Source organism: Chitinophaga caseinilytica, assembly GCF_038396765.1.
GTDB classification, from domain to species: Bacteria; Bacteroidota; Bacteroidia; order Chitinophagales; family Chitinophagaceae; genus Chitinophaga; species Chitinophaga caseinilytica.
The window spans coordinates 2,583,226-2,606,986 of the sequence record NZ_CP150096.1; the positions used below are offsets into that span (position 1 = coordinate 2,583,226).

The following is a 23,761-nucleotide window of genomic DNA, read 5'->3' on the forward strand; positions in this document are numbered from 1 at the left end:
AAAGCTGCGCCGGATGCAGTAACTTGCCGGTTTTATGCGCGTTATTTCGAAAGTTCTCAAGGGCGTCTATGTCGTTTACGCCGGGGTGATCTGGCTGGCGATCATGCTCGTGATCCTGCTGCCCATCGTGGCCGTGTCTTTCCTGGGAAAAGTGAAGGGCGGGAACCTTGTGTTCTACTTCCTCCGTTTCTGGGCCCATGTCTGGTTCCCCGCCGTGGGCATATTCGTTACCCGCAGATGGCATTCCCCCCGCACCAAGGAGCCCTGCATCTACCTGGCCAACCACGCCAGCTACCTCGATGCTGCCCTCGCCGTGAAGGTAATGCCCCTCCCGTTCCGCCCCCTCGGTAAAAGTGAGCTTTCCAAAGTACCCCTGTTCGGCATGATCTACAGCCGTTCCGTAGTACCGGTAGACCGCTCCAGCGCCCGTGGCCGGGTGCAGTCGGTTCGCGACATGATGTTCATGCTCCAGCACAAAGTGAGCCTCCTCATCTTCCCCGAAGGCACTACCAACAACTCTACCCAGCCCCTGTTGCCTTTCCACCAGGGTGCTTTCCGCATCGCGATAGAAACGCAGACCGACATCCGGCCCGTAGTGTACGTGGATTGCCGCGCCCGCCTCGAAGACCTGAACCCCATGAGCCTCAACCCCGGCAAATGCCGCGTGATATTCATGGAACCGGTGTCCGTGAAAGGGCTCACCATCGAGGATGTTCCCAAGCTCCGCCAGCAGGTATATGAAATGATGGACGCCGAACTGCGCAAATACAGAGTATATCCGGCGCTCCAGCCTGCATGAAATACGCCGACGTCATATTGCCCTTAGCCCTGCCGCGGAACTATACCTACGCCGTTCCGCCGGAAATGGAATCCTCCATCCAACCGGGGTCCCGCGTGGCCGTTCAGCTCGGTAAGCAAAAAAGGTACGCCGGCATCGTGAAGCGCATCCACGACCTGCCGCCTTCCAATTACAAAACCAAGCCCATCCTCGACGTGCTCGACAAAGAGCCCGTGGTATACCCCACGCAGCTCGCCTTCTGGGAATGGATCGCGCAATATTATATGTGCAACGAAGGAGACGTGCTCAACGCCGCGCTCCCCGCTCACCTCAAACTTTCCAGCGAAACGGTGCTGCTGTATAACGACGCCTTCGGCGACGATTTCACGGCCCTTTCCGACCACGAATACCTCATCGCCGAGGCGCTCCAGATCCGCAAGGAACTGCGCATCGGCGAAGTACAGCTCATCCTCGACCGCTCCGACGTCTATTCCCTCATCAAACAGCTCATCGAAAAACGGGTATGCCTCGTCTACGAAGAACTGAAGGAATCCTATAAGGCGAAACTCGAGAATTATGTGCTCCTGAACCCCGCCCTCGAAAGCGATGAAGCCATGGCCCCGCTGTTCGACGAGCTGAGCCGTGCCCCCAAACAGCTGGAGCTCCTGCTGGCGTATCTCCACCTCGTGCGCACCCAGGGCGCCGTACTGCAAAGCGAACTGCTCAAGAAATCAGGCGCTTCGGCTGCCCAGCTCAAAGGCCTGGTAGACAAAGGCATCCTGCAGGTGGAAAAACGGCAGGTAGACCGCGTACCGCTCGGCAAAATGGAAACGCAGCTCGATTTCGACCTCAGTCCCGCCCAGGAAAAAGCCCTGGCCGAAATCCGGACGGGCTTCCAGGATAAACAGGTGGCCCTGCTGCATGGGGTCACATCCAGCGGAAAGACCCAGATTTACGTCAAACTCATCGAAGCCGCGCTGGCCAACGGGAAACAAGTGCTCTACCTGCTCCCGGAAATCGCGCTGACGGCCCAGATCATCCGGCGGTTGCAGAAGCACTTCGCCGGACAGATCGGTATTTACCATTCCCGCTTCTCCAACAACGAGCGCGTGGAAATCTGGAACAAGGTAAAAAGCGGCGAAATCCGCATCGTGCTGGGCGCCCGGTCCAGCCTGCTGCTGCCTTTCCGCGACCTCGGCCTCATCATCCTCGACGAAGAGCACGACGCTTCCTTCAAGCAGCACGAGCCCGCGCCGCGCTATCACGCCCGCGATGCAGCCATTTACTACGCCAGTCTTTTCAAAGCCAAAGTACTGCTCGGTTCTGCCACGCCCGCGCTCGAAAGCTATTATAACGCCAAACAGGGCAAATACGCCCTGGTGGAGCTGGGTGAACGGTTCGGCGGCATCGATATGCCCGACATCGAGATCGTGGACATGAAAAAGGAAACCGCCCTGAAGGAAGTGGTGAACAACTTCTCGTCGGTGCTCCGGAAGCAGATCACCCAATCGCTCGCAGACAAGAAACAGGTGATCCTTTTCCAGAACCGCCGCGGATACGCGCCGTTCCTGCTTTGCACCACCTGCGGATGGATACCCAACTGCAAACAATGCGATGTTTCCCTCACTTATCACAAACATCAGGACAAACTCAGCTGCCACTATTGCGGCACGCGTTATCCTTACATATACGTTTGCGGGGCTTGCGGCAGCCAGACCCTGTTCCCGAAGAACTTCGGTACCGAAAAGATCGAAGAAGACCTGCAGGCGCTGTTTCCCGAGGCGCGCATCGCGCGGATGGACCTCGACGCCATCCGGAGCAAAGACAGTCATAACAAGATGATCCAGTCGCTGGAGCAGCGCGAGATCGACATTCTCGTGGGTACGCAGATGGTGGTGAAAGGGCTCGATTTCGAGAACGTGAACCTCGTCGGCATCCTCAGTGCAGACAGTTTGCTCAGCTATCCCGATTTCCGGGTGAACGAGCGCGCTTTCCAGCTGATGGAGCAGGTGAGCGGGCGCAGCGGCCGGCGCGACGGGAAGGGCAAGGTGATCGTACAGGCCAGCAATACGCGGCATCCGATCCTGCAGTTCGTGGTGGAGCATAACTACCGGAAAATGTACGAAAGCGAGATCGCGGAGCGGGAACAGTTCGGTTATCCGCCGTTTTACCGGCTCATGAAGATCACGCTCAAGCATAAACAGCAGCAAACGGTGGAACAGGCCGCCATGGTGCTCGGCAACTGGCTGAAACCGCACCTGGGGCATCAGCTCGTGGGGCTGGCGGCGCCGCTGGTAAGCCGGGTGAGAGGGTTTTACCTGCAGGAAATGCTCATCAAATTACCGAAAGACAGCAAGAAGATCTCCCAGATCAAACAGCTGGCGAAAGAAATGTTTTTACAATTGACGATCGAGAAGCAGTTCCGGTCGGTCATCATTCTCCCGGATGTGGATTGTGTGTAGTTTTGGCTTGATGGAAAAGCACATAATGCACGCCCGGTTCCCCTTTTTCAGATAATTCCCGCATTTTTTTAGCGACATCTTCCGCTTTGGCAGGGCGGTATTTGGCCCATCTGCCGCGCAGCAGGCAGCCGAAAACCGGCATTACCCACAGGGCTACCTGTTCCCCGAAGCGCATTTCCTTACGGTTGCCGATGAGGAAACTGGGTTGATAGATGAACATGGCCGGGAATTCGAGCGCCCGCAAAGCGGCTTCTGTACGGCCTTTGGTGCGGAGGTAGAAGTTTTTGGAGGATGCCTGCGCGCCGATCGAGGAAACAAGATGGAACTGGCGGATGCCGTTTTTCCGGGCGATGGTGCCGCAACGCACGGGGATCGCGTAATCGACCGCGATGAAGGCTTCTTCGCTGCCGGCTTTTTTGATGGTGGTGCCGATGCAACAGAACAATACATCGCCGTGGAGCACGGATTGAAGGGCGGCTTCGTCCGTGAAATCCACCACGATCTGTTCCAGCTTCCCGTCGCGGAAGGGGAGGGGCTTGCGGACGAGGGCTTTCACTTTCTCATAACCACTGTTTTCCAGCAGGTCCTGCACCAGCAGCGAGCCTACGAGCCCCGTGGCCCCGATCACAATTGCTGTTCCCGGCATATGAATGTTGATTATATTTGTTCCGTTATTAAAGATAGGATATTTGAACACTTGCATATGAGGGTATCTGAAAATGTTTCGCTCCGGCCTTACAATACATTCGGCATAGACGCCACCGCACGGTATTTCGCGGCTTTCCACTCGCGCGAGCAGCTGGAAACGCTATTGCTCGACCCGAAATGGGCCACCATGCCCAGGATCATCCTCGGCGGCGGCAGCAACATCCTGCTCACGAAAGATTTCGACGGCATCGTGCTGAAGAACGAGATCAAAGGCATCCAATCCGTAAGGGAAAATGATGAGCATGTGTACGTGCAGGCCGGTGCCGGCGAGAACTGGCACCAGTTTGTTCAGGATTGCATAGCCAAAGGGCTCGGTGGACTGGAAAACCTGTCCCTCATCCCCGGTAACGTTGGCGCGAGCCCCATGCAGAACATCGGCGCGTATGGGGTAGAAATCAAGGATACGTTCGAGCAGCTGGAAGCGTTCCATTTGCAGGACCGCGAAGTGCATGTGTTCAATAAAGAGGCCTGTGAATTCGGGTACCGCGAAAGCGTTTTCAAGCACCGGTACAAAGAGCAGTTCGCCATCCTCCATGTCACGTACCGCCTGTCCAAACATCCCACTTTTAATACCAGTTACGGCGCCATCGAGCAAGAGCTGGAGCGCATGGGCGTGAAGGAATTATCCATCCGCGCCATCAGCCAGGCCGTCATCAATATCCGTTCTTCCAAGCTCCCCAATCCCGCGGAGATCGGCAACGCCGGCAGCTTCTTCAAAAACCCGGAAGTGACCGCCGAAACCTACGAATCCCTTAAGCTCGCGTTCCCCAACATCGTTGCGTACCCCTTGCCCAACGGGCATTTCAAACTGGCCGCAGGCTGGCTCATCGAACAGGCGGGCTGGAAAGGTTACCGCGACGGCGATGCCGGCGTGCATGAACGGCAGGCGCTGGTGCTCGTTAACTACGGCCGCGCGGAAGGCGAGCAGATCGTGGAACTGTCCTGGAAAATCGTGGACAGCGTGAAAGAGAAATTCGGCGTCGTGCTCGAAAGGGAAGTCAATATCGTTTAGTTTTTCGAGGCAATGTGGCGGATGATCTTGTCTGCATGTTCACGGGAATTCTCGATGAACCAGACATGCGTGTTCATGCCCCCGCAAACCACACCGGCCAGGTAAATACCCGGCATATTCGTTTCCATCGTGTCTTCATTATAGACCGGCTCCCGCACGCCATCGGCCGACAGCTGCACGCCCACGTTTTCCAGGAACGGAAAATCAGGCTGGTAGCCCGTTGCGGCGATCACGAAATCGTTGGGGATGGTAACGACGCCCTCCGGCGTGAGGATGTCTGCTTCCTGTTCGCGCACGCCCACGAGCGAGGAATGGAAGAATGCCTGGATACTGCCCTCTTTGATGCGGTTCTCGATGTCGGGTTTCACCCAATATTTCACCCGTTTGCCGATTCCTTCCTCCCTGACCACCATCGTCACTTCGGCCCCTTTGCGGTAGGTTTCCAGAGCCGCGTCCACGGCGGAGTTGTTGGCGCCGATGACGATCACTTTCCGCGTGGCGTAATAGTGCGGGTCTTTGTAGTAGTGCGTTACTTTGGGAAGGTCTTCCCCCGGAATGCGGAGCAGGTTGGGGATGTCGTAAAAGCCGGTGGCGATAACGATGTTGTCTGCCCCGTACACGGCTTTATCGGTGATGACGGTGTAGCCTTTTTCAGCGGGTTTTACCGTTTCCACTTTTTCGAAGAGATGGATGTTGACGTGCTTGCTCACGGCCACGCGGCGGTAATATTCGAGGGCTTCCGGGCGGGTGGGTTTCGCGTTGTTGGACACGAAGGGGATGCCGCCGATCTCGAGCCTTTCGCTGGTCGAGAAAAAGGTCATGTTGATGGGGTACCGGTAGAGCGAATTGACGAGGCAGCCCTTTTCGATCACCACATAGTCTATTCCCTGCTTTTGCGCCGCCAGCGCGCATGCGAGGCCGATGGGGCCGCCGCCTACGATGAGTAATGCTACCTTTTTTGCCATATGCTAATGTACGGCATTTTGCGCCAGCCTGTCCAGCAGGCGGAACAACGTAGCTTTGGTTTCCCTGGCATGGGGAAGGCCGTCCCGCAGCTCTTCCGCGTTCTGCACCCAATCGCCCGGTTCCAGATCGTGGCCGCAGGCTTTGATCATGCCTTCCATCGATTCCGTCGTCACTTCCAGATGAAATTGCAGCCCCACGGCGTTTTGCCCGAACTGGAAGGCCTGGTGCTTAGTCACGGGCGATTCCGCCAGCAGCTGCGCACCTTCCGGCAGATCGAACGTATCTCCGTGCCAGTGGAACACCACCAGCGAAGCAGGGGCCCATTCGGCGTGGAAGGTTACCGGGAACCACCCGATCTCTTTTTCGCGGTTGGGATACACGTCGGCACCCAATGCGGCGGCGAGCAGTTGCGATCCGAGGCATACGCCCAGAACGGGTTTGCCGGATTCCACGGCATCCGTTATAAAAGCGATTTCATTGCGGATCCAGGGGAATTCGTCGGTATCGTATACGCCCATCGGTCCGCCCATCACCACCAACATATCCAGGTCAGACGCGGCCGGCAGCGGATCGTTGTCGTAAAAGCGGGTATACTCCAGGGTGTGGCCTTTACTTTCCGCCCATTCCGCGATGGCGGCGGGCCCTTCGAACGGTACATGCTGAAAAATGCGGATGCGCATAGGTTGTCAGAGTTGAAAATGATAGAATTTGGTATCTACGGGCAGGATGTACGGCCCGTCGGGGATCGCGCCCCTGCTCACCTGCACGAAGCCGTTCTTTTCGTAAAAGCGGTGCGCGGCGTGGAGGATGTCGGCGGTGCCGAGATAGATGTCGCTGTAATCGTGGCTGCGGGCCCATTCTTTCAAAGTTTCCAGCAAACGGTTGGCCACACCATGCTCGCGGCCCCGGAAATCCTGGTGAACGAACATCTTGCGCAAAGCGCCCTTCCCTTCGCCGAGGTCCATCAGCGCGATGGTCCCGATCAACCGGCCTTCCTGTACCGCGATCCAGAAATTGCTGACGCCCTGCTGGTACACTTCCGGGATGATCGCCAGGTCGGGCTGCTGTTCGCGGGTAACGGGCAGGCCGAATTCCTGCTGCTGGATGTGGAGAATGAAATCGTAAATCTGGTCCGCATAGTCGGACGAAAACGGCTGTACTTGCATATGTTTCGATTTGGGGTTTTTCCTTTTGACGCAAACATCCCGTCATCCATCGGGTCATACATTCCCGTGGACCGCTTTCAGCCCGTCGTCGGGAAAGCGGATGTCCATGTCGTTGGCAACGTCTCTCGGCAGGGATTTGGTCGTTTTGGCGTCCAGTTCCCGGATTTGTTCCAGTTTGCCGATGATGGTATCGCCTTTTCGTTTGCCTTCCTTCAGCCTGTTCATGGCTTCGGCATAGGCAACGCCGGCTTTATTGATATGTTCGCCCATTCCCTGCATTTCTTCCAGGAAGAGGATGAATTTGTCGTACAGTAATCCGCACTGGCGGAAGATCTCATCTACGTTCCGCGCCCTGTTTTCATGCTGCCACAGCTGGCGGATGATCTTGAACGTAGCCACGAGGGTAGACGGTGTGATGAGCACCACTTTTTTGCTGAGCGCGCGGTTGAAAATCTCCGGGCTTTCGTTCAAAGCCAATGTGAGCGCGGGCTCGAAGTGCATGAACATGAATACGAAGTCGGGAGACTTGAGGGTGCCCAAACGCTGGTAATTCCTGGCGCCGAGCTCATCGATATGTTCGTTGATATTGCGGACGAGTTGTTTGAGATGGATTTTTTTCTCTGCGGGGTCCTGCGTGTTGAAATAGGCGACGTAAGCGTTGAGGCTCACTTTGCTGTCGATCACCAGGTGTTTGCCGTCGGGCAGTTTCAGGATGAAATCCGGCCTGAAGTTGCGTTGCTGGTCGTGATCGCGGTGCACTTCTTCGCTGGTGTAATCGATGTATTTCTGGAGGCCTTCGGCTTCGAGGATGAGGCGGAGGCGGTCTTCGCCCCAGTTGCCCTGCACTTTGACGTCGGATTTGAGGGCGCTCGCCAGGCGCTGTGCATCTTCGCTGAGGCGGAGGTTCAGTTGCTGGAGGGATTCGATTTCTTTCTTGAGGGAAGTGAGGTCGTGGATGTCTTCTTTCCGCGTTTGCTCGATGGTTTTTCGGAACTGCCCGATGTCGGTCTGCAAGGGCGTCAGCAGGTGGTCGAGGGAAAGTTTGTTCGTTTCCAGGAGGTCGCGGCTTTTTTGGCGGAGGATGTCGGCCGCGAGGTTCGAGAATTCCTGCCGGTTGCTTTCGTGGATTTTTTTCAGTTGTTCGCCCAGGCCGGATAACTGTTCCTTTTCCTTGTCTGCCGCGGCGAGCCTGGCGGTGAGGGTGCGCAATTCGCTTTCCTGTGCTTTCAGTTCCTGGTCGCGCTGGTGGAGGGTGAACAGCGTGCTGTCGTACATTTCCCGGCTCACATATCCTTCGTCTACCTGTTCGCGGCTCAGCCTTTTGGCCAGTTCGTCTTTCGGGGCGTAGAACCTGCGGAGGAGCAGAAAGCCGCCCAGGCCGCCTGCAAACAGCCCTGCGATCAGTACGGAAAGGAGGGTTAATGTCATATCTATCAAAGTTAACGAATCATAACGATGCGGTGCTCACCGGATTATGCACACCTGTGCATAAAACGAAAAAGGTCCGGGCGTGTTGCCCGGACCGTATCAAACATATCTCCAAAGTTGACTTTTTACATGAAGTGGTAGCGTACGAAAGCCTCCATGGCCGCATATTTCTGCAGGCCCAGTTTGTCGTACAGCTCGGCGGTGTTGGCGTTGCGCTCTTCGGCACGTTGCCAGAACTCGCGTGCGTCGGCGCCCTGGAAGGGAACTACGTCTTTCTGGCTCTGGTGGATGAAGATGCCCAGGCGCTTCTGCATGATCTGGTCGGGGCTCATGGGCACCGCCATTTCGATCTCGTGGATATCCCATTCCTGCCATGCGCCTTTGTAGAGCCAAACCCAGCAATCTTTCGCCCAATCGTCGTTTTTCACGATGTCGAGCGCGGCGAATATGATGTCCAGGCAAACTTTATGGGTGCCATGCGGATCGGCGAGGTCGCCGGCGCAGTAGATCTGTTGAGGTTTCAGCTCGCGGAGCAGTTCCACGGTCAGCTGCACGTCTTCCGGGCCCATGGGTTTCTTTTCCACCAGGCCGGTTTCGTAGAAAGGCAGGTTCTGGAAGTGCGCGTGATCGTCGCCCACGCCTACGTAGCGGCAGGTAGCTTTCGCTTCGCCGCGGCGGATGAGGCCTTTGATGGCGCGGATTTCCGGAGTGTCTTTCTGGCTGGGCTTCTTGCTGCCGATGAATGCTTTTGCGTTCTCCAGGATCTGGGAGCTCTTGCTGCGGTCGATGTCGAACATGCCTTCGAAACCTACGGCGAAGTCGATGAAACGGAGCACAAACTCGTCGGTAACCGCGATGTTGCCGGAAGTCTGGTAAGCAACGTGCACATCGTGGCCCTGTTCATGGAGACGGATAAACGTTCCGCCCATGGAAATGATATCGTCGTCCGGGTGCGGGCTGAAGATGAGGGCGCGCTTGCGCTCGGGAGTCGACCGCTCGGGATGGTTGGGCAGTTCTGCGCCGGGCTTGCCGCCGGGCCAGCCGGTGATGGTGTCGCGGATGGCGTTGAACTCCTTGATATTCAGTTCGTATGCAGAACCGTATTGTACGATCAGGTCGTTCAGGCCGTTGTTATTGTAATCTTTGTCGGTGAGCATGAGAATGGGCTTGTTGAGCTTCAGCGCCAGGCTGGTAACGGCCTTGCGGGTGAGCTTCGGCGTCCATTCGCAGTCGCCGGTGAGCCAGGGTTCCTTGTTACGGGTAAGCTCGGAAGCGGCCTGCTCATCGATAACGAATTTGCAGTTGGGATGCTGTTGCAGCAGGGAAGCGGGCACCTGATCGGTGGTGGAACCTTCCACGGAGCGGCGCACGATCTTGGCTTTGTGCTGGCCCCAGGCGAGGAGGATCACTTTCTTCGCCTTCATGATGGTGCCGATACCGGCCGTGATGGCGAGGCGGGGCACCTGGCTCATGTTGGAGAACTCATAAGCGTTGGCCAGGCGGGTGCTGTTGTCCAGCGTTACGAGGCGGGTGTGGGAGTTAGGCTGCGAACCGGGCTCATTGAAGCCGATGTGGCCGTTGTTCCCGATGCCCAGGATCTGGATATCGATGCCGCCAACGGTCTCGATCTTGCGCTCGTACGCTTCTGCGTAAGCCTTGATCTGCTCTTTGGGAACAGTGCCGTCGGGGATGTTGTAATTTTCTGCGGGAATGTCGATATGATTGAACAGGTGTTCTTTCATAAACCGGTTGTAGCTCTGCAAAGCATCCGGCTCGATAGGGTAGTACTCGTCGAGGTTGAAAGTGACTACGTTTTTAAAGCTCAGTCCTTCTTCTTTGTGAAGACGAACGAGTTCAGCATAAAGGTACTTCGGAGTGGATCCGGTGGCAAGACCTAATACGGCAGGCTCGTTGGCGGCCTGCTTTTCGCGTATAAGAGCAGCGATCTCCCTGGCCACGGCTTTGGAACCCGCTTTGGCATCAAGGTGAATGTCCACGGAAATCTGTTCGAAACTGTCGATCAGTTCAATTTCCTGGTGATTAATGGTCATTGTTCAGTTTTTTAATGCGTTTTCAAAAACGAGCCGGAAAATTAAATAAAATACAGGTAATGTTCTCGAAAATTTATGATTAACTATTTCCTTTCCCCTTTCCTCCTGTCAAATCCAAACCCTTTTATCCTCCGTAATTATTAGCAGTGTTTTATCCCCGACCGGCCCCGGCCCCGGACGGAACCCATAACCGTCAGTAACCAAACCCATTTTACGACCAACGCATGAAAAGAAATTTAATATTTGTGGCCTGCGCCCTCCTGTTTCACGCAACCGGCGCATTATCAGCCGCTTTTCCCGATCCGCCGGCCCCGGCCACCCGCAACGTCAACTGGGTAAAGTCCAAATCCGGTTCCTGGGCGGCTAATAGGGAAGGGAAGTCTTTCTGGTACCGGCTCGACCGCAACGCCCGCATTTGGTGGAGCCCCGACGGGCACGAATGGGCGGAGGTGACAGACGGGATGTGGGCCGATAAACAAGACCGCTGGCTCAAAATCGGGGAAGGGAAATTGTGGTGGACGGCCGACGCCGGCAAAAATTTCGAAGAAGTGCCCGAATGGAAGTGGCAGGGCCCCCGGGGCGAGTGGTACAAATTCGACGCAAAATGGACCCTTTGGGTCGCGCATTGATCACATCATCGCACATCACGCATCAAAACATAGCACATCATCATCTCAAAATAGAGTCACGAATAGCATACAGATGAAGAAACAAGTCCGCCGTTCTTGAACGGTGGTCAGCGAAAGTAAAAAGGCCGTCCCGTCTAAAACCGGGCCGGCCTTTTTATTATTGCTTTTTATGGGATCACTGCGGTGGAACGGTCAGCTCCAATCCCCAGGCCATCCGCGCTAATTGACATCCGATTTACTGAACGATCAGTTCGTCCACGAACAGCCAGGCGGCCTGCCCTTCGCCGGGGGCGCCGTCCGGGATTTTATTGAGCGCCCGCAGGGTGAATTTCACATACCGGCCTTTCACTTCCTGCAACCGCTCGCGGATGTGAATAATGCCCGTGCCGCCGGGGTCTTTTCTTTGCATCACTTCTTTGTAATGCTTCCCGTCTTCCGACACCGAAATCACGATCTCTTTCGGCGGATAGATCCACTGCTCCCGGTTGGCGAGGTAATTCAGGCCCACCACCGCAATGTCTGTGCTATCTCCCAGGTCAACCACCGCTTCCATGGTACCGCCGCTGTAGCCGGTCCACTGGTTGTCGGTAAACGACGTAACGCCTTCGATGCCGTTCACGAGCGCAAACGGGCCCGGGTTGTAGTTCTGGTGGGGCGTTTTGGCCAGGGTCACGGTTTTGCCCATCGCTTTGTGGAACACGAACGATTGCTGCCAGTCGTTGCCGTAAGGCTTGCCGTCTTGCAGCACCGTAGCGCGGATGGTTTCCGTTTTGGTGACGGGGATGGGGCCGGTATACGGTGTGGAAGCCGCGTCTGGCGCGGAACTGTCTGTCGTGAAAACGATCTTACCGCCGTCCAGCTTAGAATCCAGCTTCACCTGCACGCCGTTCTTCCCGGCGTTTTCCACACTGGCGCGCACTTCGAAAACGTGCTTGGCGTAGTTCACGGCTTTTTTATCGAGCCGGGGCAGGTGGCGTTTGAGCCTTTCGAGGAAACCGTCGTAATCCTTCTTGTCTTTGGGCGACCATAAAACCTCGGCCAGCGCCACGGCGCGGGGGTACACCATGTATTCCGCATGCTCGGGGCTGCCGATGTATTCGGTCCACAGGTTGGCCTGCGCGCCCTTGATGTAAGCGGCTTCGGTGCTGGAAAGGCCTTCGGGAACGGGTTCGAAGCTATATACCTTGCTCACGGGCGTGAGCCCGCCGATGGCCAGCGGTTCGTTTTTGCCGAGCGACTGGTAATAATCGAAATACACGAAATTACCGGGCGTCATGATGACATCGTGGTGCTGTTTTGCCGCCGTGATGCCGCCTTCCATCCCGCGCCAGCTCATGACGGTGGCGTTGGGGGCGAGGCCGCCTTCCAGGATTTCGTCCCAGCCGATGATCTGGCGCCCTTTTTCGTTCAGCCATTTTTCCATCCGTTGGATGAAGTAGCTCTGAAGGGCATGCCCGTCCTTGAGTCCGTTAGCTTTCATGCGGGCCTGGCATTTGGGGCATTTGTCCCAACGCACTTTCGGGCATTCGTCGCCGCCGATGTGGATGTATTTGGAAGGGAAGAGGATCATCACTTCCTCCAGTACGTTTTGCAGGAACAGGAAGGTAGAGTCGTTGCCGGCGCAGAAAACGTCGTCGAATACGCCCCATTTGGTGCCAACGGAGTACGGCCCGCCGGTGCAGCCCAGGCTGGGATATGCTGCCAGCGCGGCGAGGGCATGGCCCGGCATTTCGATTTCGGGGATCACGGTCACATGGCGGTCGGTCGCGTATTGCACAACGTCCTTGATGTCTTCCTGGGTGTAGAACCCGCCGTAGGGCTTGCCGTCGAATTTATTGTCTTCGAGCCTTCCGTCGAGGGTTTCCTTTCTTCTGCTGGCGATTTCCTGCAGTTTGGGATAACGCTTGATCTCGATGCGCCAGCCCTGGTCGTCGGTCAGGTGCCAGTGGAAAGTATTCATTTTATGCATCGCCAGGAGGTCGATGTACTTTTTGACGAAGGAAACGGGGAAGAAATGACGGGAAACGTCGAGATGGAGGCCGCGATAGGCGAAGCGGGGCTGGTCGGAAATGTCGACCCCGGGCAGCCAGTACGCCGTGGCGGATTGCACGGGCAACAGCTGGATGAGGGTTTGCATGCCGTAGAAGGTACCGGCTTCATCGTCGCCGTCGATCGTCACAACATCTTTACCGACTTTAAGCCGGTAAGCTTCGGCGATGGCTTTTTCCGCGGCGGGGCGCGTCCTGAACACGATGGCGTTCATCGATCCGCTGTCCTGCATTTTCAGTTCGAACCCTGCGAGCGATTTGAACCATTCATTGAACAGTTCGGCCGTTTTGCGGTCGGCCGGAGTGGCGGCTACGAGCACGGTTTGTTTGTCGAGCAGGAAGGAATCTGCCGATTCGGTGAGCCTTGCGGGCATGGGAATGAGCTGTACGGGCGCTTTGGGCGCGGTGCCCTCGGGCCCGTGCGTGCCGCAGGACGCGAGGCCGGCAAGGGCCAGCAGTGCGATAACGAGCGTTTTAATGGTCATTGTCTGTTGATGGTTTTATGGCGGGAAAAATGGGCCCTGTGCATGGAGCGCTCCTGTCTGGCAGGGCCGTTTTCCCTTCAGCTTATCATTGATGATTTTCAGGCGGATAAGATACAAAGTTTATCGCAGTCGCCGGTGGATTCCTGCAATTTCCGGGCGGTTTTCGATTTTGACTTAAGTCAATGTTTTACGATGCCGGCCGGGCCAATTTTGCGGCTGTAAGTAAACAGAAATTGTATGGAACAAGTAAAAACCACCGAAGTTGGTGGTACCGTCAGCCATTTGCTGATGCTTTGCACGATCGTATTCCTTGGTTTTTTGACGCTGGGGATTTCGCTGGGAACGCTGCCGGATTTTGTGACCTCCGGGCTGGGGTTCAGCAGCCTGATGGTAGGTGTGGTGATCGGCGTCCAATCCGCCGCTACGCTGGCTACACGCCATTATTCCGGCACCGTGAGCGATGTGCGGGGCAGTAAAAGGGCTGTGATGACCGGACTGGCTTTTTGTGCCGGGGCCGGCGTTTTTTATCTCGTGGCAGGCGCCTTCGTGGCGCATCCCGTTGGCAGCTTGCTGCTCCTGATCGTTGGACGGCTGATTTTGGGACTGGGGGAAAGTTTGTTGATCACGGGCGCCTTGTCCTGGGGGATTGGCCTGATGGGCACGCATTATTCCGGTAAAGTGATGGCCTGGAACGGGATTTCGATGTACGGGGCGCTGGCGTTCGGTGCGCCGGTAGGTATGTGGCTGGCCAGTGCGCTGTCGCTGGAGTGGGCGTTCGTGTCGGTGGTGGCATTGCCGCTCATCGCGATGATCGTGGCGGACCGGTTGCAGGGTGTAGCGCCGGCAGGTAACGTCCGGATGCCATTTTACAAGGTGGTAAAATCGATCTGGCGGCAAGGGAGCGGACTGGCGTTGGCTACGATGGGCTTTGGCGTGATCGCGTCTTTCATCACCCTGTATTTTGCGCAGCAGCAATGGGCGAACGCTTCGCTGAGCCTCACTATTTTCGGGGCGTCTTACATACTTGCGCGACTTTGTTTTTCACATTTGCCCGATAAGCATGGCGGCAGGATCATCGCTTTTTATTCCTTGCTGGTGGAAGCTGCGGGCCTCATCTGCATCTGGATGGCCACATCCCCGCAAATGGCTTTCGCAGGGGTGGCGCTGACGGGATTCGGCTTCAGCCTGGTGTTCCCGGCATTTGGTGTGGAGGCCGTAAAGCAGGTGGCGCCGCAAAACCGCGGCGTTGCTTTGGGCGGCTATGTGGCGTTTTTCGACCTGGCGCTGGGCGTTACCGGGCCCGTCACGGGTTGGCTGGCGGGTTTTTACGGGTTTGCCGTCATTTACCTGGTGGCCGCGTTGGCGGCCGTATCGGCGATCCTGTTGAACCAATCCGCCAAAGCGGGTAAATAATCGATATTTGTGAGGATGTACGAACAACTGACTGCATATATCAACAGCAAAATCAGCGTAAGCGATGAAGAAATGGATACCATCCTTTCCTTCTTCAAACCGGTACAGCTCGGTAAGAACGAATTACTGCTGGCGCACGGGCAATCCAGTCAACGGACATACTTCGTTGGCTCGGGTTGCCTGCGCATTTTTTTATAACGGAAGACGGGCAGGACGCCACGCGGTATTTCGCGTTCGAAGGCCAGTTTGCCACCGCGCTGGTGAGCTTCATCACCGGTGAGCGTTCCGAAGAATTCATCCAGGCGGTGGAGGAAACGGAAGTGTTCAGCATTGCGCACGACGATTTTTACCGTTTGCTGGAACTCATTCCGCAATGGGAGAAGTTTTACCGGATATACCTGGAGATCGCCTATGTCACGAACACCAAGCGGCTCATGTCTTTCCTGACGTTGGACGCTAAAGAAAAATACCGCCGGTTGATGGAGGATAGCCCGCATATCGTCCAGCGCCTGTCAAACAAAATGGTTGCCTCTTACCTCAATATTTCGCAGGAAACCCTCAGCCGGTTGAAATCCAAACTATGAGTGCATGCATAAAAAAGGAGCGTTTAACACGCTCCTTTTTTATGCAGTCTTTTTGCCGGATGCAGCCTTTCGTACGGAGCGGTGTATTCCGGCGAAGCCACTTTTCCCTTCAGCTTATCGTTTTCTTGTTTCAGTTTGGAAGGATGATTTCTTCCAAAGAAAAAGGGAGGGTTTCAAGCCCTCCCTTTTCATTATTCGATGATGATTTCATCCGCGAAAATATGGCCGTGCTCGCCCTTTCCGGGGTGCCAGTCGGGGATTACACCGATCGACGTGGCGATCACTTTCACGTACCGGGCTTTCGCGTTCACCGGGAGGCTCAGCTCCTGGATGAAGCTGCCGTGCTCACGCGGGGAGAAGGTGTTTTTCACCACACCGGCCGATTGGAAGGTTTTACCGTCGTCGGACAGCAGGAACTCCACCTGCGTGGGGTACCATATCCACGAACCGATATCCTGCAACACGCCGAGGCCGAGTTTCTTCAGCTGCCGGGGCGATTTCAGGTCTACGATGGCTTCCAGGTTGCCCGGGTAATGGCTTTGCCAGGCGCCGAGGCGGAAGTCTTCCCGCCCGCGGATCCCGTCGATGAGCCCGTCTGGCCCGCCTGCGGTAAACTGCGGGTGGATTTTCGACAGTACCGTAATGGTTTTGTCGGTAGGGATGAGGTAGAACGGTGTTTCCGTCACCTGGCTGTATTTACCGTTGCGGAAAGCCACGGCTTTGAGGCGCACGGATTTTTTCAGCGTAACGGGGCCGGTATATTTTTTCGACTTGTTATCGGGCGTGCTGCCGTCGAGCGTATAGAAAATGGAAGTGTTCGGCTCCACCGCTTTCAGTGTAACCGCCATGGAATTTTTGAACCGGTCTTCCGCAGCCACCACATACGGAACGGCCACGATGAGATCTTCCGTGATGGCGCTCACGGGCACGTGGGGGCCGGTGGCCCAGGTCTTGTTGGGCGTGGCGCTCATGTCAAACGTCAGTTCGCCGCCTTCCATGATGGCGCTGTGGGGAACGACCGAAGTGGCGAGGTTTTCCGTTTTTCCGTTCGCGCTTTTCAGGCTAACGCCTTTCACGTAAAAGTTTTTCGGGCTGAGGTTGTGCGCCTTGATGGTGAAGGTTTTACCGCTTTCGAGAAGGATATTCACTTCGTCGAAAGCGGGCGTGCCGAGGCTGTAGAGGCCGTCGCCGGGGCGCACGGGGTAAATGCCCATGGCGCTCATGATGTACCAGGCGCTCATCTGTCCGCAGTCTTCGTTGCCGCTCAATCCGTCGGGCGCATTATGGTACATGGTGTTCATGACCTGGTGTACCAGTTCCTGCGTTCTCCAGGGCTGGCCGGCGTAGTTGAACAGGTATGCGATATGATGGCTGGGCTCGTTGCCGTGCGCATATTGGCCGATAAGCCCCGTAATGTCGCTCTGGTGGCGGCCGGAGAGTTGATCTTCCGTCGTGAAAAGATGGTTGAGCTTGTCGATGAATTTTTCCCTGCCACCGTTCAGTTGCATGAGGCCGCTTACGTCTTGCGGTGCGTAGAAGCTATACTGCCAGCTGTTGGCTTCGGTGAAGAAATTGTTCACTTCCGTGGGAACGAAGGGGCTCATCCACCTGGCGCCGATTTTGCCGCGCATAAAGCCGGTAGAAGCGTCGTAGAGGTTTTTGTAGGATTGCGCCCGGCGCATATACCGGTCATGCACTTCCATGTCGCCGAGCAATTTACCCATCTGGGCGATGCACCAGTCGTCATAAGAATATTCCAACGTGCGGGAAACCGATTCGGGTTGCGTATCCATGCTGAGGTAGCCCTGGCGGATGTAGTCCTGCATCCCGAAGCGGGTGCCTTCCGCATAGCTGCGCATGGCTTCCAGCGCGTATTTCGCATCATATCCGCGGATGCCTTTCTGGTAGGCGTCCACGATCACGGGCACGGAATGGTAGCCGATCATGCAGAACGTTTCGTTGCCGCTCAGTTCCCAAACGGGCAACATGCCGCCGTTTTTATATTGGGCGAGGAAGGTATTGATCCAGTCGTTTGTCCGGCGTTGATTGATGATGGTCATGAGCGGGTGCAGGGCGCGATGGGTGTCCCACAGCGAAAACACGCTATGGTTCTCGAAACCTTCTGCCTTGTGGACTTTCAGGTCGGTCCCGCGGTACTGCCCGTCTACGTCCATGTAGAGGTTGGGATTGAGGCAGGCGTGGTAAAGCGCGGAGTAGAACATGGTTTGCTGGTCGGGCGTTCCGCCTTTCACTTCGATTTTGCCGAGCTCTTTATTCCATGCGGATACTGTGTTGGCGAGCGTGCCATCGAAGTCGAAACCGGGCATTTCGGCGTCGAGGTTCTTCATGGCGCCGGCTTCGTTCACGCCGCTGATGGCCACTTTCACGTAAACGGGATCTTTCACGTCAAATGTAAAGTACGCCTTGATGTTGCGCCCTTCGGCCTGTTGCAGCGCGCCTTTGGTAGTGTCTCCCAACGCCACGGTGTGACTGCGGAAGGGTTTGCTGAATTTCATGGCGAAATACAGTATCTGTTCCTTCGCCCAGCTGGTGGAAGTGCGCATGCCTACAACGGTGGAGTCGTTGATCACTTTCAGGGAAGAATTGATAACGATATCGCGATGGTAGAGGTCGAGCAGTACGTGGCCTTCTTTGGCGGAGGCGGGGAATTCGTATTTATGCAGGCCAACGCGGCGGGTGGCGGTGAGGCTGGCGCGGATGTCGTATTTGTCGAGCTTCACGCTGTAGAAGCCGGCGTAGGCTTTTTCGTTGGCGTGGGAGAAGGGGGAGGCGTAGGCTTCGTTGTTCCACGCGGGCTGGCCGGTAACGGGCATGAGCAGCACATCGCAGTAATCCTCGATGCCGGTGCCGCTGAGGTGGGTGTGGGAGAAGCCATAGAGCAGGGAATCGGTGTAGTGGTACCCGGAGCAGCCGTCCCAGCCTTTGAGGCGGGTGTCGGGGCTAAGCTGTACCATACCGAAAGGCATACTGGGGCCGGGATACGTGTGGCCGTGGCCGCCTGTGCCGATAAAGGGATTTACTTTCTGCGCATAGTTCAAGGTTTGTGCTTGCGCGGCAGATGCCAGCCCGAGGGCCAGCAAAACCATCCATTTTTTCATTCACTGTTTTTTTAATATCCAACCGCCGGCGCCGCGGCATAGATGCAGCCCGGTCGTAAAAAGCTAAAATAAGGAAAATGATTCGCTAAAACGTTTTAGTGTATTGAAAAATGATGAATGGAGGGGTAGGATGAATGAGGGGATTTCCTTAATTTATATCAGCTTAAAACAATTCCCTTATGAAAAAGACCCTTCAGTTCCGGTCTGCAGTCGGCCAGAAATACCTGGCTTTCACGGTATTACATGTTGCCCGAAAACGAATCCCCGCAATTGTTTCATTTCCGTAACCACCACATTCAATAACGATTAAACCATTGTCCTCATGAAAATTGTTGCTTACTTATCTGGCGCCCTGGTGGCGCTGGCCGCCGCAGGATGCGGCAAATCTTCCATGCCTGAGCCACAGGCGGAGCTCAAATTGCACGATACCCGCTCATCGACTTTTCAGACACTCGGGAGCACGGTTGTGCTCATCAGCTACAATCAGTCGTCTGGCACGCTGAATGTGGATTGGGACGATGATATGGGGCAATTCCAGGGCCCGTATACCCTCATGATCTCGGGCTGCGGCCCCACGCAAACGGCGCATACCGGCAGTATTTCCTACAACACTACGATGTGGTGCACGCCCGGTGCCACGATCACGGTGAAGGTCCAGCCTGCGACCGGCGCCGCGTCAACCGGTTCCATCATCGTCGGTTCCACCAATCCATCCAATCCCGAATTGCTGCCGTATATCGATTGCGCCGTCACCGCAGCGTCGCCATACATCGATATCGAGTACCATTTTACCTGGAGCACAACCCCTTACCAGGGCATGACGGACTCGCTCTACTTTTACATCGAAGACCGGGATTACGTCAACCTGTTACCGGAAAAAGGCATGGGCGGCGCTGCATTCAACGAGGGCAGCTTCACGTTGCGCGTGCCACGCCTGGCGCGGTGGAACGATTCCAACCGCGACCAGATCTGGGTGGCGATCTGTTACAGGCGCATCACGCAAAAATATCCTCCCTTCACGCCAACGATCACGTATCAATACACGATTCCGGGGCTGGACTGGTTCGGCCATTGGACATGGTAACAACCGCAAACGAAAAAGGCTCCCAATCCGGGAGCCTTTTTTTATAGTATATTTTGTGTGCTTACTTCAGCATGAGTTCCGCGATCACGGGCCGGTGGTCAGAGGCGATGGTTTCTTCCACCACGGCTGCCGTACTCACATGCCAGCGCCCTTTCCCGGAAAGCAGGATGTAGTCGAGCTTTTGGGTGGGCTTGTCAGACGGCCATGTGGGCCCCAGTTTTTCGGTAGCGTCCGTGAAATGCGCTTTCAGCTGCACGATCTCTTTCGATGGCGGCAGGGCGTTGAAATCGCCGGCGATCACGAGGGGAACGGGAGAACGGTGGAGTTGCTGCAGGATCAGTTGTACCTGCGAAAGCCGGTCTGCCGGGTCTTCCGTATGATCGAGGTGGGCCGAGGCGAAGCGCAGGAGGCTGTCGCCCGGAAGCTGTACCGTCACGATGGCGGCCGATCTCGGTTCGCCTTCCTTGCCTTTGGACGGGAGCGCGAGCGTGTAGGCCGACTGGATGGGGTATCTCGAAAGTACCCCGTTGCCGTAACCGCCGCCGTCGAAGTCCATGGCTTTGCCGAAGTAGATGTACATCCCGGTGGCATCGGCGAGTTCCCTGAGAATGTCGGATTTGCCGATGCGGAGGGTGGCGGAGTCTACTTCCTGGAGCGCCACGAGGTCTGGGTTGGTGGCGAGGATCACGGTGGCGATGCCCTGGATATCGAGCTTGCCGTTCATGTTTTCGGCGTGGTGGATATTGTAGGTCAACACCTTGATCACCTGGCCCTGGACCTGCGCTTTCGCCGAAAGCGCGCCGGTCATGAAAATCAGATATAGAATAATTCGCTGCATACAGTGGTAAAATGGGATCCGGGCGATCGGCCGCTGTGGCGGATCTGCGCGGATCGCGCTTTATTTGAAAATGCTCTTCACGGGCCGGCCGGTCCAGCTCTGCGGGGTTTTCAGCCCGAAGATATATGCGATCGTTGCGGCCGTATCGTACGTCATCACGCTTTCTGTTACTTCATTGGCTTTTTTGATGCCTTTCCCGGTAAAAATCCAGGGGATCTGCATTTCCACCATCGTTTTGCCGCCATGGCCCTTGTTGATGCCGCCGTGGTCGGAAGAAAGGATGATCACGCTGTTGTCCCACATCCCGGCGTCTTTCACGGCCTGGAGGATCTTACCTAATAAAACGTCGTTCTTATGCACTTGTTCATAGTACGGCGGAATGTTATGCCCGATCTCGTGGCCCACCCCGTCTGGCTGATCGAAATGTACGAAAAGAAAATCCGGTTTCTTTTCTTTCAGGTAAGCAATAGCCGTTTCGGTTGTGGCGCTGTCTGTGGGGCAATTCTGGTCTTTGTTCACCGCCTGTTTCGGGAACAGGTAGCCGATGCCTCCCCAGGAATAGATCACGCCGGTTTCCGCGTTGGGCTTTTGCTCGCGCAGCAGCGTGAAGAGGGAAGGGAAGAGGCCGTATTTGTCCAGCTCCCGGGGTTCCACTTCAGGCGTTTTGCTGCCCCATTCGGTGAAGCCGTGGAGTTCCGGAGGGGCGCCCATGATCATGGAAGCCCAGTTTACCGCGCTGGAAGAAGGAAGTACACTGCGTGCCTTCAACGTCCAGCTGCCGTCGGCCATCATTTGTTTCATGACCGGGTTGTCCGATTTTTCCATGGCGTAAGCCCCGAGCCCGTCCATTCCGATCAGGATCACATGTTTAACACCTTTCACCTGCGCGTTCGCGCCAAGCGCCATACACAACAATAAAGCTAAGTAGCGAGCTTTTCTCATGTTTCGACTAATTTAAAATTTATTTAATGTATTAACCCTGCCGCGTTTTTCACAAAGCGGAATTGTGGATAAATGTAGGGAATGATTGTTGGCTTTTGTTTAATATTTATATACAAGGATGGGTTTTTGGATAACCGGCGTATACTTTAAATCATCGTGTGCCAATCAACCGTTCAATCCGGCCTCGGCGCCTTCCCGGATTGCGCGGACGATGGGGGTCTGCGTTACGGAAATACCGTATTCCGGCACGCCGGGAATGCCGCCCATGCTCACGTTGGGATTGCGGTACTCCATGCGGCTGTCGATATAATCGCGGGCGGTGGAATGGTATTCCGGCGCGCCGCTGGCTTTGGCGAGGGCTTCGGCGTTGTGGGCGCGCAGTCCGGAACCGGCCATGATGCGGATGCGCCCGGCAGATTTTTCCACCAGCTCGCGGATGAGGGCAGCCCCTTCCAGGGCGGTATTGCGTTGGCCGGAAGTAAGGATGCGCTCGCAACCGGTGGCGATCACGTCTTCCAGCGCCTGGAACGGATCGTCGGTCATATCGAACGCCCTGTGGAACGTAACGCCCATGGGCCTGGCAAGGTCTACCAGCGCGCGGGTGCGCTCCACGTCCACCTTTCCATCTGCCGTCAGCAACCCGATCACTACACCGTCGCAGCCCAGGTCTTTGCAGGCCCGGATGTCGCGCTGCATGATATCGAGCTCGGCGTCGTCATACAGAAAATCGCCTCCGCGTGGCCGGATGATCGGGTAGATCTTCAATCCGCATTTTTCCCGCACTGCGGCGATCATGCCGTAGCTGGGCGTGGTGCCGCCTTCGAGGAGATTGTCGCACAGTTCGATCCTGTCCGCACCGCCTTCTTCGGCAGCTATGCAGGAGGCCACGGAAGTGGCGCATATTTCCAGCGTGATCTTTTTCAAAGTCCAGATTTTTACAAAAATAAGGATCGGCTACCAGCGTTTGCCGGGTAGCCGATCCAAAGTTTCGAACATAAATTATTGGAAGTAATATTTGCCTTTGATGAGCTCTTCCTCTTTTTCGCCGGTGGTGCAGGCGTAGCTGAACCCGGGATGGAGGCAGTACGCGCCGTGCTCGCCTTTTTTGTTGAGGGCGAGGAAGCCGATCTGGATCTCCTTCGCCTTGGCGGGTTTTTTCTTCACGATGCGCAGCACCGCTTCCTTGCAGGCGGCTTCGGGGGAATATCCCTGGCGCATCAGTTCCACCACCAAAAAGCTCCCTACTACACGGATCACTTCTTCTCCCACACCGGTTGCCGTGGCGGCGCCTATTTCGTTATCGACGTACAAACCCGCACCGATAATAGGCGAATCGCCCACCCGGCCGTGCATCTTGAAGGCCATGCCGCTGGTAGTGCAGGCGCCGGAAAGGTTCCCGGCCGCGTCGAGGGCTACCATGCCGATGGTATCGTGGTTCCAGGCGTTGCCGGGCAGGCGCAGCGGGTTGAACGCCGTGGTGCCTTTGCCTTCGTACGACTGGTTCTCGATATTGATGACGGGTTTATATTCCGCTTTTTTCAGCCATTCTTTCCACGCTTTTTCGGATTCGGGCGTGAGGAGGTTTTCTTTCTGGAAACCGTTCTCCAGCGCAAATTGCAGTGCGCCGTCGCCCACGAGCATCACGTGCGGCGTTTTCTCCATGACTTTGCGGGCCACGGAGATCGGGTGTTTGATGTGCTCTATGGCAGCCACGGAACCGCAGTTCCCGAACTCGTCCATGATGCAGGCGTCCAGCGTAACGCGGCCGTCGCGGTCGGGATAACCGCCGTAACCAACGGTTACGTTCTTTTCGTCGGCCTCGGGCACGTGTACACCGGCTTCAACGGCGTCGAGCGCACGGCCGCCTTTGCCCAGTACGCCCCATGCGGCACGGTTGGCGGCGATACCGAAATCCCACGTCGAAACAACGATCGGTTTACGGGCCTTGCCGCGGGATGCGGCCGCTGCGGGGATACCGTCCAGCGAAAGTGCGGCGGCGCCCAGTGCGGCGGTTTTCAAGAAATTCCTTCTGCTCTTCATACTACACT

The 23,761-nt window shown here is 56.2% G+C and carries 20 protein-coding genes; 8 read left to right on the forward strand and 12 right to left on the reverse strand.

Translation table 11 applies throughout. The annotated features are described in order from the left end of the window. Positions 1–34 precede the first annotated feature (34 nt). Complete coding sequence (locus WJU22_RS10825) at positions 35–799, forward strand: lysophospholipid acyltransferase family protein (protein ID WP_341843252.1); 765 nt, start codon at positions 35–37, stop codon at positions 797–799. Next, a complete protein-coding gene (gene priA / locus WJU22_RS10830) occupies positions 796–3,240 on the forward strand; it encodes a replication restart helicase PriA (protein ID WP_341843253.1) in 2,445 nt (814 codons plus the stop codon). The genes WJU22_RS10825 and priA overlap by 4 nt, the downstream gene beginning before the upstream one ends. Here priA and WJU22_RS10835 read toward each other — a convergent pair. After that, positions 3,212–3,886, reverse strand: a complete 675-nt coding sequence (locus tag WJU22_RS10835; protein ID WP_341843254.1) for an NAD(P)H-binding protein — start codon at positions 3,884–3,886, stop codon at positions 3,212–3,214. The genes priA and WJU22_RS10835 overlap by 29 nt on opposite strands. Before the next feature lie 57 nt (positions 3,887–3,943). Between WJU22_RS10835 and murB the strand changes: the two genes are divergently transcribed. Then, on the forward strand, positions 3,944–4,960 hold the full coding sequence (murB, locus tag WJU22_RS10840) for a UDP-N-acetylmuramate dehydrogenase (RefSeq protein WP_341843255.1): 1,017 nt from the start codon (positions 3,944–3,946) through the stop codon (positions 4,958–4,960). Here the strand turns inward: murB and WJU22_RS10845 are convergent. From WJU22_RS10845 to nagB, 5 genes are all read right to left on the reverse strand, one after another. Continuing rightward, positions 4,957–5,925 carry a YpdA family putative bacillithiol disulfide reductase gene (locus WJU22_RS10845; RefSeq protein WP_341843256.1) on the reverse strand — a complete coding sequence of 323 codons (969 nt, stop codon included), beginning with the start codon at positions 5,923–5,925 and terminating at the stop codon, positions 4,957–4,959. The two genes, murB and WJU22_RS10845, sit on opposite strands and share 4 nt — an antisense overlap. A gap of 3 nt (positions 5,926–5,928) precedes the next feature. Continuing rightward, complete coding sequence (locus WJU22_RS10850) at positions 5,929–6,606, reverse strand: type 1 glutamine amidotransferase (protein ID WP_341843257.1); 678 nt, start codon at positions 6,604–6,606, stop codon at positions 5,929–5,931. 6 nt (positions 6,607–6,612) lie between these two features. Beyond that, positions 6,613–7,092 carry a GNAT family N-acetyltransferase gene (locus WJU22_RS10855; RefSeq protein ID WP_341843258.1) on the reverse strand — a complete coding sequence of 160 codons (480 nt, stop codon included), beginning with the start codon at positions 7,090–7,092 and terminating at the stop codon, positions 6,613–6,615. Positions 7,093–7,146: 54 nt separating this feature from the next. Further along, the gene (locus tag WJU22_RS10860) at positions 7,147–8,520 is read right to left on the reverse strand and encodes a DNA recombination protein RmuC (RefSeq protein ID WP_341843259.1); all 1,374 of its coding nucleotides are present in this window, start codon (positions 8,518–8,520) and stop codon (positions 7,147–7,149) included. Between the two features lie 125 nt (positions 8,521–8,645). Beyond that, entirely contained in the window at positions 8,646–10,571 is a 1,926-nt protein-coding gene (gene nagB / locus WJU22_RS10865) for a glucosamine-6-phosphate deaminase (RefSeq protein WP_341843260.1), read from the reverse strand. 224 nt (positions 10,572–10,795) lie between these two features. Here nagB and WJU22_RS10870 point away from each other — a divergent pair, with 224 nt between their 5' ends. Further along, a complete protein-coding gene (locus WJU22_RS10870) occupies positions 10,796–11,200 on the forward strand; it encodes a hypothetical protein (protein WP_341843261.1) in 405 nt (134 codons plus the stop codon). 235 nt (positions 11,201–11,435) lie between these two features. Here WJU22_RS10870 and WJU22_RS10875 read toward each other — a convergent pair whose 3' ends face one another. Beyond that, positions 11,436–13,733, reverse strand: a complete 2,298-nt coding sequence (locus tag WJU22_RS10875; protein ID WP_341843262.1) for a glycoside hydrolase family 20 protein — start codon at positions 13,731–13,733, stop codon at positions 11,436–11,438. 237 nt (positions 13,734–13,970) lie between these two features. On the opposite strand from WJU22_RS10875, the gene WJU22_RS10880 reads away from it, so the two are divergent. From WJU22_RS10880 to WJU22_RS10890, 3 genes are read left to right on the forward strand one after another with little or no spacing between them, the layout of a single operon-like run. Next, on the forward strand, positions 13,971–15,146 hold the full coding sequence (locus WJU22_RS10880) for an MFS transporter (protein WP_341843263.1): 1,176 nt from the start codon (positions 13,971–13,973) through the stop codon (positions 15,144–15,146). 15 nt (positions 15,147–15,161) lie between these two features. Continuing rightward, a complete protein-coding gene (locus WJU22_RS10885) occupies positions 15,162–15,344 on the forward strand; it encodes a hypothetical protein (RefSeq protein WP_341843264.1) in 183 nt (60 codons plus the stop codon). Next, the gene (locus WJU22_RS10890) at positions 15,323–15,730 is read left to right on the forward strand and encodes a hypothetical protein (protein WP_341843265.1); all 408 of its coding nucleotides are present in this window, start codon (positions 15,323–15,325) and stop codon (positions 15,728–15,730) included. The genes WJU22_RS10885 and WJU22_RS10890 overlap by 22 nt, the downstream gene beginning before the upstream one ends. A gap of 191 nt (positions 15,731–15,921) precedes the next feature. On the opposite strand, the gene WJU22_RS10895 is transcribed toward WJU22_RS10890, so the two are convergent. Then, positions 15,922–18,849 (reverse strand): GH92 family glycosyl hydrolase, encoded by a 2,928-nt coding sequence (locus WJU22_RS10895; protein ID WP_341843266.1) that lies wholly within the window; start codon positions 18,847–18,849, stop codon positions 15,922–15,924. 322 nt (positions 18,850–19,171) lie between these two features. On the opposite strand from WJU22_RS10895, the gene WJU22_RS10900 reads away from it, so the two are divergent. Then, positions 19,172–19,933 (forward strand): hypothetical protein, encoded by a 762-nt coding sequence (locus WJU22_RS10900; protein ID WP_341843267.1) that lies wholly within the window; start codon positions 19,172–19,174, stop codon positions 19,931–19,933. A 61-nt stretch (positions 19,934–19,994) separates the two neighbouring features. Here WJU22_RS10900 and WJU22_RS10905 read toward each other — a convergent pair whose 3' ends face one another. The 4 genes from WJU22_RS10905 to WJU22_RS10920 all read right to left on the reverse strand — a co-directional run bounded on the left by WJU22_RS10905 (position 19,995) and on the right by WJU22_RS10920 (position 23,753). Continuing rightward, positions 19,995–20,771, reverse strand: coding sequence for an endonuclease/exonuclease/phosphatase family protein (locus tag WJU22_RS10905; protein ID WP_341843268.1), 777 nt, complete (start codon positions 20,769–20,771; stop codon positions 19,995–19,997). Between the two features lie 60 nt (positions 20,772–20,831). Continuing rightward, positions 20,832–21,713: an alkaline phosphatase gene (locus tag WJU22_RS10910; protein WP_341843269.1), complete on the reverse strand. Its 882-nt coding sequence runs from the start codon at positions 21,711–21,713 to the stop codon at positions 20,832–20,834. Between the two features lie 165 nt (positions 21,714–21,878). Then, positions 21,879–22,637, reverse strand: coding sequence for a copper homeostasis protein CutC (locus tag WJU22_RS10915; protein ID WP_341843270.1), 759 nt, complete (start codon positions 22,635–22,637; stop codon positions 21,879–21,881). 75 nt (positions 22,638–22,712) lie between these two features. Beyond that, the gene (locus tag WJU22_RS10920) at positions 22,713–23,753 is read right to left on the reverse strand and encodes a N(4)-(beta-N-acetylglucosaminyl)-L-asparaginase (RefSeq protein WP_341843271.1); all 1,041 of its coding nucleotides are present in this window, start codon (positions 23,751–23,753) and stop codon (positions 22,713–22,715) included. Positions 23,754–23,761 lie beyond the last annotated feature (8 nt).

Excerpts from the sequence above, each read along its gene's own strand:
- WJU22_RS10825 (WP_341843252.1), top strand. The coding sequence starts at position 35 with ATGCGCGTTATTTCGAAAGTTCTCAAGGGCGTCTATGTCGTTTACGCC.
- WJU22_RS10850 (WP_341843257.1), bottom strand. The coding sequence starts at position 6,606 with ATGCGCATCCGCATTTTTCAGCATGTACCGTTCGAAGGGCCCGCCGCC.
- WJU22_RS10835 (WP_341843254.1), bottom strand. The coding sequence starts at position 3,886 with ATGCCGGGAACAGCAATTGTGATCGGGGCCACGGGGCTCGTAGGCTCG.
- WJU22_RS10875 (WP_341843262.1), bottom strand. The coding sequence starts at position 13,733 with ATGACCATTAAAACGCTCGTTATCGCACTGCTGGCCCTTGCCGGCCTC.
- WJU22_RS10910 (WP_341843269.1), bottom strand. The coding sequence starts at position 21,713 with ATGAGAAAAGCTCGCTACTTAGCTTTATTGTTGTGTATGGCGCTTGGC.
- WJU22_RS10920 (WP_341843271.1), bottom strand. The coding sequence starts at position 23,753 with ATGAAGAGCAGAAGGAATTTCTTGAAAACCGCCGCACTGGGCGCCGCC.
- WJU22_RS10905 (WP_341843268.1), bottom strand. The coding sequence starts at position 20,771 with ATGCAGCGAATTATTCTATATCTGATTTTCATGACCGGCGCGCTTTCG.
- murB (WP_341843255.1), top strand. The coding sequence starts at position 3,944 with ATGAGGGTATCTGAAAATGTTTCGCTCCGGCCTTACAATACATTCGGC.
- WJU22_RS10845 (WP_341843256.1), bottom strand. The coding sequence starts at position 5,925 with ATGGCAAAAAAGGTAGCATTACTCATCGTAGGCGGCGGCCCCATCGGC.
- WJU22_RS10860 (WP_341843259.1), bottom strand. The coding sequence starts at position 8,520 with ATGACATTAACCCTCCTTTCCGTACTGATCGCAGGGCTGTTTGCAGGC.
- WJU22_RS10855 (WP_341843258.1), bottom strand. The coding sequence starts at position 7,092 with ATGCAAGTACAGCCGTTTTCGTCCGACTATGCGGACCAGATTTACGAT.
- WJU22_RS10870 (WP_341843261.1), top strand. The coding sequence starts at position 10,796 with ATGAAAAGAAATTTAATATTTGTGGCCTGCGCCCTCCTGTTTCACGCA.
- priA (WP_341843253.1), top strand. The coding sequence starts at position 796 with ATGAAATACGCCGACGTCATATTGCCCTTAGCCCTGCCGCGGAACTAT.
- nagB (WP_341843260.1), bottom strand. The coding sequence starts at position 10,571 with ATGACCATTAATCACCAGGAAATTGAACTGATCGACAGTTTCGAACAG.
- WJU22_RS10880 (WP_341843263.1), top strand. The coding sequence starts at position 13,971 with ATGGAACAAGTAAAAACCACCGAAGTTGGTGGTACCGTCAGCCATTTG.
- WJU22_RS10885 (WP_341843264.1), top strand. The coding sequence starts at position 15,162 with ATGTACGAACAACTGACTGCATATATCAACAGCAAAATCAGCGTAAGC.
- WJU22_RS10895 (WP_341843266.1), bottom strand. The coding sequence starts at position 18,849 with ATGAAAAAATGGATGGTTTTGCTGGCCCTCGGGCTGGCATCTGCCGCG.
- WJU22_RS10900 (WP_341843267.1), top strand. The coding sequence starts at position 19,172 with ATGAAAATTGTTGCTTACTTATCTGGCGCCCTGGTGGCGCTGGCCGCC.